We start from the raw sequence: 11,804 nt of genomic DNA, 5'->3' as shown, positions 1-11,804 counted from the left end.
ATACTTCCTAGCGGGTGGGGTGGCGTAGCGGGTCCTCAAAACGCGTGTAGGCAGGATTAAACCGGATTTCCATTTTTTCGGTAGGCCCGTTTCGCTGTTTGGCGATGTGGAGGGAGTAGGGAATGAGCTGGGAGGAAGGGGAGGAATCGCTTTCTTCCTCTGCATCGGAGTCAAGTCGATGGAGGAGGAGAACCACGTCGGCGTCTTGCTCGATCGCCCCTGATTCCCGTAGGTGATGGAGTGCGGGTTCGCAACGCCCCTCGTCAGGCCGGCGGTTGAGCTGTGCCAGGACGATAATGGGAAGGTTAAGCTCTTTCGCCAGCGCCTTAATGCCGCGGGAGATTTCGGCAATTTCGACCTGGCGGTTCTCCCGGGCTTGGGGAGAGTCGGAATGGAGAAGCTGGAGATAGTCGATAATGAGGAGTTCGATCCCGTACTGCTGCTTCATGCGGCGGGCTTTCGCGCGTAGCTGGTGGATGGTCAGATCGCTGGAGTCATCGAGATAGAGGGGCCAGGTTTTGATATCTTCCGCAATCTGGGCCAGCTTTTGCATTTGGAAATCATCGACTTCTCCGCGCCGGATGCGCTGAAGGCTTTCGCTGGCTACGGAAGCGAGCAGCCGGAGCATGAGCTGGGCGTTGGTCATCTCAAGACTGAAAAGGCCCACGGCGTGGCCGGGTTTGACCCAGGCGTCCTGTTGGGGATCATACCGCTCGGAAAGCGCGTGGCGGGCAAAAGTGAGGGCCAGAGCGGTTTTCCCGACCCCGGGGCGGGCCGCTAGCACAATCATGTCTCCTTTCTGCCAGCCGGTGGTCAGCTGGTCGAGCTGGTAGAAGCCGGTGGGGATGCCAAAGAGATGACCTTTGCGCTTGCGGAAGGCATCGACCAGCTGGATGGCTCGGGCAATTTCCTTGGCTCCCGGAACGATATTTTGGGTGAGGGCCATACCGGTGACGCGGAAGATGGCCTCTTCGGCCTGGTCGAGGACGTGGGCCACCGGCTGGGGTTCGGAGAGGATCGAGTCGGCGATGCGGCTGCAGGCTTCATGGAGTCGGCGAAGAAGACTCTTATCCTTGACGATCTGGATATAGGAGCTGACGTTGAGATGGGTGGGAAAACTCGAGCAGAGCTCGGCCAGGATGGCGGGGCTTCCCAGGGCTTGGGCGCGTCCGCGGTCGAGAAGGTTTTGGTGGACCGTAACGACATCGATGGGTTGGTGTCGAAGGTGCATGTCCCGGAGCAATTGGAAAAGCTCCTGATGAGCGGGAACAAAAAAATCCTCGTGGGCGAGCCGTTCCATGGCGAGATCGAGAGTCGTTTCGGGGTGGGCGATCATGGCACCGAGAACGGCTCGTTCCGCGTCGGCGCTATAAAGGGAAGAGACCGGTTGCGGAGGAGAGGAGGCTCGGGAGCGAGGAGTTCGTGTCATATCCGATAGAATAGGGCGAAGGGGGCCTTGGCAAAGGGGAAGCTATCGACAAGTTATCCAGAGGGTTATTCACAAAACTCTAGGCCAAAGCTGGGGAGACAAAGGGAGAATATGGACAAGGAATACGATGTGGTTGTGATCGGAGGGGGGCATGCGGGGGTGGAAGCGGCTCTGGCGGCTGCGCGGATGGGGTGCCGGGTAGTTCTGGTGACCTTACATCTGGACACCCTGGCTCAGATGTCCTGCAACCCGGCCATCGGCGGGATTGGCAAGGGGCATCTGGTGCGGGAGATTGACGCCCTGGGAGGAGAGATGGGCCTCAACGCGGATGCTACCGGTATCCAGTTTCGGATGCTCAACACCCGCAAGGGTCCCAGTGTTCAAGCCCCCAGGGTCCAATGCGATAAAAAGGCCTACCAGTTCCGGATGAAGGCGATGTGCGAGCGGCAGCCCAATCTGGATTTGATCCAGGGGGAGGTGGAAAGGCTCTGCCTCCAAGGCGATCGGGTGGTGGGCGTGTGCCTAAACTGGGGAGGAGTCTTTCGGGCAAAGTCGGTGGTGATTACGACGGGAACGTTTCTGCGAGGGCTTCTCCATGTGGGCATGCGGCAAGGGACGGGGGGAAGAATGGGGGAGAAAGGGAGCGGCTTTTCCGAGCACCTGCGCGAGCTGGGCTTCGAAGTGGGGAGATTTAAGACGGGAACCCCTCCAAGGATTCATGCGCGAAGTATTGATTGGAGCCGAGTGGTAGCGCAGCCGGGGGATGAGCCACCGCAGCCCTTCTCCTATCTTGTGGATACGCTTCGAAAAGGGCCCAATGAGATTTTCACCCTCAACGAATGGCGTGAGGGAATGTTCCACGTGGAACAATTGCCCTGCTGGATCACCTATACCACCCCGGAAACCCACGAGGTGATCCGGCGCAACCTTCACCAGTCACCTCTCTACAGCGGGCGGATCGAAGGGATCGGTCCACGGTACTGTCCCTCCATTGAGGACAAGGTGGTTCGCTTTGCGGGCAAGGATCGTCACATCGTTTATCTTGAGCCTGAAGGACGGCACACGGAGGAATACTATGTCAATGGCTGCTCCACCAGTCTTCCGCTCGACGTTCAAGAGGAGTTTCTCCATACGATTCCGGGACTGGAGCACGCCCATATCCTTCGTCCCGGCTATGCGGTCGAGTACGATTATTGTCCCCCTACCCAGCTCTACCCCACCCTAGAATCGAAACGGATCGAAGGGCTCTTTTTTGCCGGCCAGATCAACGGGACCTCCGGCTACGAGGAGGCCGCCGCTCAAGGGATTCTGGCGGGGATCAATGCTGCCCGCAAAGCGCAGAACCTCCCCCTGGTCACCCTGCGCCGGGACGAGGCCTACATCGGAGTTTTGGTGGATGATCTTGTCACCTGTGGGACCGATGAACCCTACCGGATGTTTACCTCACGGGCCGAGTTTCGACTTTCTCTCCGGCAGGACAACGCCGACCTCCGTCTGACCCCCCTAGCCTACCAATGGGGCTTGGCAAGCCGGGAGCGTTTCGAGCGGGTTCGAGCCAAGCAAGAACTCCTGCAAAGCCTGCGCCGGCGACTTTGGGAGGAGCGGTGGCAGGGCCAGCCCTGGGCTCTCTGGTTGCGCCGGCCGGATTTCTCCTGGCACAACCTTCCCGCCGAGTGGCAACGGTGCCCCAAGGATGTGGTGACCACCCTGGAGCTAGAAATCAAATACGAAGGGTACGTGGAGAGGGAACGACAACAGGTAGAACGACTCCGTGCCTGGGAGGAAAGACCCTTGCCGGCGGATCTTGACTTTGATCGCATCCCCGGGCTGAAAACGGAAGCCCGCCAGAAGCTAAAAACCATCCGTCCTTTAACCCTCGGTCAGGCGGCCCGGATCCCTGGGGTTAACCCAACGGATCTAGCGATCCTTGCTCTTTGGACTCGCAAGGAGACTTCCGAGGATCTGGCCTGCCGTCCTTCCCCTGCCTAGGTCAACCGGTGCCGTTTCCCCTTGGTTGGCTATCGGGCCTTTGGGGAAAGGGATGGCTCCATTGGTTGCCTCAACCGAAAAAAGGTGTTTTTCCCAATCCAGCGGCAGCAGCCGAAGTTTCCCCCCGGCCGCAAGGACGAGCTGGCTTCCGGCCGCAATATCCCACAGCCGGATTTCGGCCTCTAGGTAGGCATCCACGCGACCAGCCGCCACGTAAGCAAGATCCAGCGCTGCCGAGCCGGTCAGGCGGATCTTCCGTACCCGCGGAGCGTAGTAGTGGAGCCACTCCAGTCCCTTTTTCATTCCTTCCGGGCTGCGCGCAAATCCCACAATGCAGACAGCCTCCTCTAAGCCTTGGCGCCTGCTTGCGTGAATCGCCTCCCCGTTTAAGAAAGCCTCCGATCCTTCCATCACGGTGAACATCTCCTCCCGGATCGGGTCATACACCACCCCCAAAAGGAATCGCCCGGAAGTCACCCGGGCGGCAATTGACACGGCAAAATGCGGAATCCCATACGCGAAGTTGAGCGTCCCATCTAAAGGATCCACCACCCACTCGATCTCTCCGTCGGGATCCCCCGCCATTCCTTCCTCCCCCAAAATCCGGTGGTCGGGATATTCCTTGAGAATCCCCCTTACGATGAGCTCCTGCGTGACGACGTCCGTACGTACCTTGACATCATGCGCCGAGGTCTCCGTCCAGTCCACCGCCGTTCCAAAGGATTGCCGCAAGAATTTCCCCGCCGCCTTGGCCACGTTGGTCGCCGTGTACATGAGACGCCCGATTTCTTCCATGGTTTTTGTCCTCTTTCGTGCGTGTCGATTCTCTTTTTTTGCTAAAAAACCCCCCTTTATCCTCCCGTCCCCTCTCCGCACAAAGGCTCCCAGGAGAGTCGGATGAGCTTGGATACCCCGGGCTCCTCCATCGTTACCCCCACCACTGCGTCCGCACAGGCTACCGACTTGGGGTGATGGGTAATGACGAGAAGCTGGCTCTGGGAAGAAAGTTCCTGAAGAAGACAAACAAAACGCTCCACATTGGCATCGTCGAGCGAAGCATCCACTTCATCCAGGACGCAGACCGGACTGGGCCGCACGCGGGAAAGGCCAAAAAGAAAGGCAAGACTCGCCAATGCCCGTTCCCCTCCAGAAAGAAGGGAAAGACTCCGAAGCCGTTTGCCCGGCGGAGAGACAACAATCTCGATCCCCGCCTCTAGCGGATCCTCGCTTCCTACAAGCTCAATCCGCGCGTCACCACCCCCCAGCAGACGCCTACAGAGTGTTTCGAACTCCCTTGCGGCCGCTTCCACGGTATCCTGTAACCGTTTCCGGGCTTCCTGGTCCATCTGGGCAAGTCCCTCATCGATCAGCCGTTGCGCTTCTACAAGATCGTCCTTTTGGCTTTCCAAAAGCCGTACGCGCTCCTCCCACTTCTGGAGTTCCTCGACGGCCTCCGGATCGGCCGGTCCCAGCCGTTGCCATTGGTCCCGAACCGTTACCAGCTCCGCTTGGAGTTCCGCTTCGGGACGGGCCGCTAACCCGTCTGGGGGGGCCTCGCCGGGCAAGCTCCCGCCCTTGCTAACGATTTCTTCTTCCAGTTGCGCGAGGAACACTTCCTGCCTGGCCATCTCAAGATCTAGCTCGTGCCGAAGCTTTCCTCGCTCCTCGCGCTGTCTCTCGCATTCCTCCCACCGCGTGCGGCAGGACTCCTCTTCTTTCCAAAGGGTTTGCTCGAGCTCCTCATATTCTTTGGCCTTTTTTTCCTTCTCCCGCCGCTCCACAAGCTCCCTCTCCAACGCTTGCACCCAACTTTCCCATTCGCCTTGGGACGTTTCGAGACTTCTACCCACACGCGCTTTTTCCCCTGCTAGCTCTTCCAGTGCCTTTTCAACTCCCTCCAGACGCTGCAAAAGCCCCCTTTTTTGGTCCTGCAGGCGACCTAACTCTTCCTCCCAGAAAGCACGCTCCCAGAGCTCCCGTTGCCGCTTCTGGCGTTCCTCTGCGTTTCGGCCCATAAGCTCCTCCCTGGTTTTCGTCCAGCGGGCTTGCCATTGTTTCAGCGCCCCCCGGAGGGAGCTCAGTGGTCCAAGCTCCCCTTGGAGAAAAAAGAGAGTTTGCTCGGAGGCCTCTTTTTCCCTCCGCAGTTGGTCTTCTTTCTGGCGCAAGGAAACAATTTCCTCTTCCACGCGCTCCCGTTCCCCGCTCAGCTCTTCCAGCCGATCCAAAAGTCTTTTTCCTTCCGAACCTATCTCTGCCAATCTGGACCGAAGGCCCGCTATCGCCGATTCCAAGTCCTCTAACTCCCTTTGGACCCGTCCCAAAAGCTCCTGGTTTTGCGCTTGCTCCCTCTGGATTTTTTCCTGCGTTTGCTTAAGCTCCTCTCTTTCCTTTTCCATCCCCCAGGGGTTTTCCGCCGTTACCCTCCGAAGGCGACGACCTCCGTCTTCCCAGACCCACCCGTCCAGGGTAGCGATCCGAGCCCCCGAAAACTGTGCCTGGATCTGGAAGACGTCCTCCCAATCCTTGGCGACAAACGCATTGGCCAAAAGGTAGGAAAGCCCTTCCCATCCTTCCTTCCAACGCACAAAAGAACCTGCTTCCCTTCCGTCGCGTACCTCCACCGGATGCTCCCGATCGAAAGTCACCCATGGGCCCAAAAGAAGGTCTTCGGAACGTTCGGGGCTAGAGGCAATCTCCCGGAGGCAATCGGCCTGCCGGACAACCCAGGCATGCGCCCACGAGCCTAAAAGAGAATAAATCGCCCGCTCGTAACCGACAGTCGTTTCAAGCCCCTGCCACACTTGTCCCAAAAAGCATTGTCCGAAAGCTGCCGGCGGCAAGCCACCACGATTCTGCGGCAGCGCGGGACTTCCCACGGCAACCTTCTTTTGGCGCGCGTCAAGCTCCGCTTGAGCTTGGAGCAAGGCTTTTTCTTCCTCACGGAGTTGGGCAAGCCGTGCCGAAAGAACTTCCTTTTCCTTCTCCCAGGCTTTGAGTTCCCTCTGGATCAACTCCGCTTCCTTCGCGAGTTTCTCCTGAAGCTCCTGGATCGTTTTCTCTTGGCTCAGAAGCTCCCCAGCGCGTGTTTCTAGGAGCACACGCTTTTCGTCCCATTGCTTTCCCATAAAAATGAGCTTTTCGAGGTGAGCTTCCTTTCGCGCCAGCGCCTGGATCCCCACCCGTTCCTCCTCCTCCACCCAATCGACCAACCGCGTAAGCTCCGCTCCCTCCACTTCCACCTCCTCAAGGATGCGCTCGATGGAGGCCAGCTCCATGGAAAGCTCCGTTGGGAGCTTTCCGACGGCGGCTGCCTTTTCCAGGGCTTTCCTTTCCCTTTCCTCCAGGGAAAGAAGCTCCTGCCGAATCTCGTCCTGGAGTCGGTAGAGCTGGCTTTCCCTTTCGGTTAGCCTTGCCTCGGCCTGGCGAAGTTCCCCCAGGGTTCTTTCTAGCTCGCTTCGCTTGCGTTTGGTTTCCTCCTCCCGATCCCGGAGCTCTTGAAGATCCTGGAAAACCCTCTCCCGCTCTTGCCGCAAAAGCTCCCGCTTCCGCCCAAGTTCCCGCAACTGGGTCTGGCAGGCGGTTTCCTCGGCAAAAAGTCTCTCCTCCTCTCGTTGGAGTTCCAGCCATCGCTCTTTGAGGGCACGCCTCCGGGACTGGCGATCCCAGTAGAGTCGCTGGGCCAAGGCGACCGACAGAGCCCGCATCCTTTCCTCCAGAGCCTGCCGTTTCTTGGCTTTTTCAGCCTTGCGGCGAAGTCCTTCCCCTTGGGAAGCAAGCTCAGAAAGCCGCTCGCCGAGAAGTTCCAGCGCCTTTCGAACTTCCTCAAGCCGTCGGCCCGCATCCTCCCGTTGCCAACGGTAACGGGCAATCCCGGCCGCCTCCTCCAAAAGTTCCCTCCGTTCCTGGGGAGTGGAAAAAAGAACCCTGTCTACCTCTTGCTGCGATACAAACGCATAGTGGGGGGATCCTAGCCCCGAGTTGAGGAAAAGCCACTGGATGTCCCGGAGCCGGCAGGCTTTCCGGTTGATCTCGTACTGTCCCTTTCCATCCCGGAAGACCCGCCGGGTCAGAACCAGTTCCGAATAAGCCTCCCCAAGAACATCCTCACAATCCTTGAAAAACAAGCTTACTTCGGCCATCGCCCGCGGGGGCCTTCTTCGCGTTCCCCCGAAAATCACATCCACCATCTCCTGGCCCCGGAGCGCCCGGGAAGACTGTTCTCCTAAGACCCAGCGAATGGCTTCGCAAAGGTTACTCTTTCCACAGCCATTGGGCCCCACTACGGTGGTCAGACGCGGATGTAGCCACACGTCCGTAGGGTCCGCAAAGCTTTTAAAACCCACTAGCCGGATCCGTTCTAAGTACACCTTCGCGTTACCCTCCTGCCACTCCCCCCAAAACTTGCTAAGCCCCCCGGAAACCGCAGCTTGCCAAGGAGCAAAAAGCTTCCCTCAATTTCCTGGGCTCTGGGAAGCTCCTAGTGAGGAGCCAACCACCGTTCGAAGCCCCACCGGGAGCTGAAAGCGCTCAATTTTCTGCGCCCGGCCGGTCTTTTCATCAATCACCAGGATAACCCCGTCGGCCTGGATCCCTTCGGTAGCAAGGATCATCCGGGTAGGCAAAAGAGTAAGATAGCGCTGGATAACGGATTGTTTCTCTCGACCAATGACTGAATCATGAGCCCCGCAAAATCCCACATCCGTGATGTAAGCCGTGCCTCCGGGCAAAACCCGGTCATCGGCCGTCTGGACATGGGTGTGGGTCCCGACCACCGCACTGACAAGCCCGTCCAAATGCCAGCCCATGGCGAGCTTTTCGGACGTGGCTTCCGCGTGAAAGTCCACGAGAACACACGGGGTTTGGGCACGAAGTTCCGGGAGAATTTCTCGGATCAAAATAAAAGGATTATCTACGGGAACCCCCATAAATGTTCTCCCTTGCGCCGAGATCACAGCAAGTTTCTTCCCGTTTCCCTCGACCACCACAAAGCCCGAACCAGGTGTCCCCGGAGGATAATTGAGCGGCCGAATCAACCGGGGTTCCTCGGCAAAAAAGGGAATCACTTCCCTTTGGTCCCATGCATGATCTCCCAGCGTGATGACGTCGGCGCCATAACGTAAGAGCTCGTAGGCTATTCTCGGGGTGATCCCTTTCCCTCCGGCAGCATTCTCCCCATTCACTACAAAGAAGTCCGGGTCCCACTGCTCGCGAAGCCAGGCAATAGCTTCCTTGACGGCTTGCCGGCCAGGCTCTCCGACGACGTCACCCAGAAAAGCGATCCGCATAACTCTTACGACCTTTTCTCTTAAAACGAAGTTTGCCCCTTCCTGCAAGCCTAACTCCATGCCCCATAGGGAAGTGCGATGGGTAACCAGCTCCGGGGACGCTTCTAGCTCGGATCCGCGGCTCCCCCCCGGAGCTCCCGCCACCGATCCAATCGTTCTCGGATAAGCTTCTCGTAGCCCCGATCGGTCGGCTGGTAGAAACTTCCCGGGGTCACCCCGTAACTTTGGGGTGCAACTCCCTCAGGAAACTCGTGGCTGTAGAGATACCCGGTCCCCCGCCCGAGCGTTTTCGCACCAGAAAAATGGGCGTCCCGCAGCCACGAGGGAACCTCCTGGCTAGGCTTTGTTTCCCAAGCGTCCAGTGCTCCTTGGATCGCCCGGTAGGCCGCATTACTTTTGGGCGCGGTCGCTAGATACAAGGTAGCCTCGGCCAGGGCGAGCGAAGCCTCCGGCATCCCCACAGCCTCGATCGCGTGGAAGGCTGAAACCGCTAAAGGAAGAGCGAGGGGATCAGCTAATCCCACGTCTTCACTGGCAGCAATCACCAGCCGGCGGGCAAGCAAGCGAGGATCCTCGCCCCCTTTGAGCATCCGAGCTAGCCAATAGATGGCTGCGTCGGGGTCTCCTCCTCGGATCGATTTGATCCATGAGGAAAGCGTATCGTAGTGCTCGTCTCCATCGCGTGTGTAGCGGACCCACTTTTTGACCCCGATGGCTTCGAGTTCCTCTCGACCAATTTCCTTGGGCAACCTGCCGGGGCGTTCCGAAACCCATCGGCTTAGGATCTCGACCCAGTTGAGGAGCTTCCGGGCGTCTCCCTCGCAAGCAACGAGAAGAATCTTTCGCGCCTCCGTGTCAAGACAAAGGCCTAGTTTCCCAACTCCTCGCTCTTGATCTGCGAGGGCCCGGTCCAAAATCTTCCCTAGGGCTTCCAGTGAGAGGGCCTCGAGCTCAAAAATCTGACAACGGGAGATTAGCGGCGGGGTCAAAAAGAAGCAAGGGTTGACAGGTGTCGCACCCACCAGCCGGATGATCCCCCTCTCAAGCTCGGCTAAGAGGATCTCCTGCTGGTCTCGGTGGAGACGATGAATCTCATCAATCACAAGTAACGGCGGACTTTGAGCAAGCCCACATTGTCGATGCGCTAGCCCCACCGCCCGGCGAAGCTCGCTGGCGATAACCTTGGCCCCATCCAACCGAACTACAGGCCCCGTGGAGGTGGTGGCAAAAAGTTCCGCAAACGTCGTTTTGCCGCAACCAGGTGGGCCAAAAAACACAAGCGCTTGGTAGGCTCCCTTTTCCCACAGCTCCCGCAGAGGCCGTCCGGGCCCAAGGAGATGGTCCTGTCCGACCACCTCGTCCCAGGTGCGAGGACGAAGCCGGCGAGCCAGCGGCGCTTGAGGAAAACTAGGCGTTGCAAGCGACGGGAAAAGTTCCGGTTCCTCCACAAGGCAAAACTGCCTCACCCTTCCTTCTAAGGCAAACCCTGGTCTTGCCAAGAGGACCTATTTCGGCTTTTGTGCCAGTTGGCTCGGAGATTGATGGGCCACGCGTTGCGCGGGCTCGCCCGGCTCGCGAGCCTTTGCGGGGAACGGCAAGGGCTCTGGCGCCTCGAGCGAAAAACGTTGTTTGGCCCGGTCACGGGGGCCACCGGACGACAGAAGAAAAGAAAAGGGGCCCGTGCCCGCCGGAAACGGCTGCCCAAAACTCGAGTGAGAAAAAGGTCGTGACCCCAAGGATATCCGGCTTTCCCTCGGTGGCTCGCCTTGTCGGCCGCTTTCCGCAACGGCCTCTCCGGGAGCCTTGGCAGGAAGCGGTGACCATGGGTTTCCTAGGCCTTCTTTGGACGGCAGTGGTAGGGGTTTTCTATGTGCTTGGTCTTACCGAGCCGCTGGACTCTTGGTTTGCGGACCGCTGGGAAAGCTGGCGGCCCCTGCCTCCCTCAGCCCCTCCGGTGGCTCTGGTGGAAATCAATGAAATCCCGACGGATCGTCCCTGGCCATGGCCCCGGCTGGAATTTGCCGTTGTTTTGCGGGAACTGGCCCGGGTGCGCCCGAAAAGCGTGGTGGTGGAACCTTTGTTATACCAGAAGGAGGCATCCTTTGCGGCGTTTGACGATACATTCCGGGCCGTCTTGGGCCGCTTTCCCCATGTGGCTCTCTCTGGAGCAGCGCTCCTTTCTCAAGAGGGGGGAGCGCGTCCGGGTCCCCGGCTGGTTTCCCTCCGGCTCCTCAACCCGCTGCCCGACCGGTTTCCCCGGTACCAATCGGTGTGGGAACCCCCCGTAGGGCTTCCCGAGGGGAGCTGGGTGGGGATTTCCAATCTTGAACCGGAAGCTCAAGGGACCGTCCGCGGCCTGCCCCTTGTCTTTCGGGTCGGCAGAAGTCTCCATGCTTCCCTAGCGCTTGTGGCAGCGGGGATCCAACTGGGAGCCGACCTTTCCCGTTGCGAACTAGACCCGGTGGGGCAAATCGTCCTTCTGCGAGACCATGAGGGGAGGATTGTGCGAAAAATCCCGATCGATGCAGAAGGACGGCTGCGACTGCGGTTTTCCTCCTGGAAAAGGCCCTTGGCTCGCGTCTCCTATGGGAGCTTCCTCGTTGGCATGAATGAGCTCATCCACGGGGGGGCCGTGCCGGAGGAGCTGCGAGAGCTAGAGGGGCGTCAAGTCTGGATCGGGCTTACCGACCCGGCAGTAGCGCGGTATCTCCAAACGCCCAGGGGAAAAGCAAGCCCCGTAGAAATTCAGCTGCGGGGTGCCCTTCAATTGATGGAGGGGGACTTTCTGGTTCCCACTCCCCGGTGGGCCCTCTTTGGGTTCCTTCTTTTGGCGGTAGGGGCGGGTGCACGGATCTTTCCCTATATTCCCCTTTTTGGAGCGCTTCTTGTATGGATCGGGATAGGACTCCTTCCCACGCTTCTGAGTGTGGTGGCCCTGAGATTGGAAGGGAAAATTTTCCCAGTTGCGACCTATTGGATTGGCATTGTTGGTCTTTTGGGGGCGGCACTGGCAAGTCGTGTCTGGGGGTACCACTATGTCAGAGCGCGGCGTAGGTAGAGGAGAGCAAAAGCATGTTTTTGGTGAGCGCTTTTTTTCCTAC

General features: G+C 58.9%; 7 protein-coding genes. 2 read left to right on the top strand and 5 right to left on the bottom strand.

Features of this window, described 5'->3' with window-relative positions:
* Nucleotides 1-7: 7 nt before the first annotated feature.
* Nucleotides 8-1,429 (bottom strand): replicative DNA helicase, encoded by a 1,422-nt coding sequence (dnaB, locus tag KK925_RS00585; protein WP_174581658.1) that lies wholly within the window; start codon nucleotides 1,427-1,429, stop codon nucleotides 8-10.
* Between the two features lie 111 nt (nucleotides 1,430-1,540).
* On the opposite strand from dnaB, the gene mnmG reads away from it, so the two are divergent.
* A complete protein-coding gene (gene mnmG / locus KK925_RS00580) occupies nucleotides 1,541-3,418 on the top strand; it encodes a tRNA uridine-5-carboxymethylaminomethyl(34) synthesis enzyme MnmG (RefSeq protein ID WP_174581657.1) in 1,878 nt (625 codons plus the stop codon).
* Here the strand turns inward: mnmG and KK925_RS00575 are convergent.
* From KK925_RS00575 to KK925_RS00560, 4 genes are all read right to left on the bottom strand, one after another.
* Nucleotides 3,347-4,213, bottom strand: a complete 867-nt coding sequence (locus KK925_RS00575; RefSeq protein WP_236027789.1) for an inositol monophosphatase family protein — start codon at nucleotides 4,211-4,213, stop codon at nucleotides 3,347-3,349. The genes mnmG and KK925_RS00575 overlap by 72 nt on opposite strands.
* Before the next feature lie 56 nt (nucleotides 4,214-4,269).
* Nucleotides 4,270-7,785 (bottom strand): chromosome segregation protein SMC, encoded by a 3,516-nt coding sequence (gene smc, locus KK925_RS00570; protein ID WP_174581656.1) that lies wholly within the window; start codon nucleotides 7,783-7,785, stop codon nucleotides 4,270-4,272.
* An 84-nt stretch (nucleotides 7,786-7,869) separates the two neighbouring features.
* Nucleotides 7,870-8,703 carry a TIGR00282 family metallophosphoesterase gene (locus KK925_RS00565; RefSeq protein WP_174581655.1) on the bottom strand — a complete coding sequence of 278 codons (834 nt, stop codon included), beginning with the start codon at nucleotides 8,701-8,703 and terminating at the stop codon, nucleotides 7,870-7,872.
* A gap of 104 nt (nucleotides 8,704-8,807) precedes the next feature.
* Nucleotides 8,808-10,169, bottom strand: coding sequence for a replication-associated recombination protein A (locus KK925_RS00560; protein WP_236027788.1), 1,362 nt, complete (start codon nucleotides 10,167-10,169; stop codon nucleotides 8,808-8,810).
* A 356-nt stretch (nucleotides 10,170-10,525) separates the two neighbouring features.
* Between KK925_RS00560 and KK925_RS00555 the strand changes: the two genes are divergently transcribed.
* Entirely contained in the window at nucleotides 10,526-11,761 is a 1,236-nt protein-coding gene (locus KK925_RS00555) for a CHASE2 domain-containing protein (protein ID WP_214096173.1), read from the top strand.
* Nucleotides 11,762-11,804 lie beyond the last annotated feature (43 nt).

Source organism: Candidatus Methylacidithermus pantelleriae (assembly GCF_905250085.1).
GTDB classification, from domain to species: domain Bacteria; phylum Verrucomicrobiota; class Verrucomicrobiia; order Methylacidiphilales; family Methylacidiphilaceae; genus Methylacidithermus; species Methylacidithermus pantelleriae.
The sequence above is the reverse complement of the archived record's forward strand: the minus strand, read 5'-3'. Positions and strand labels throughout refer to the sequence as shown.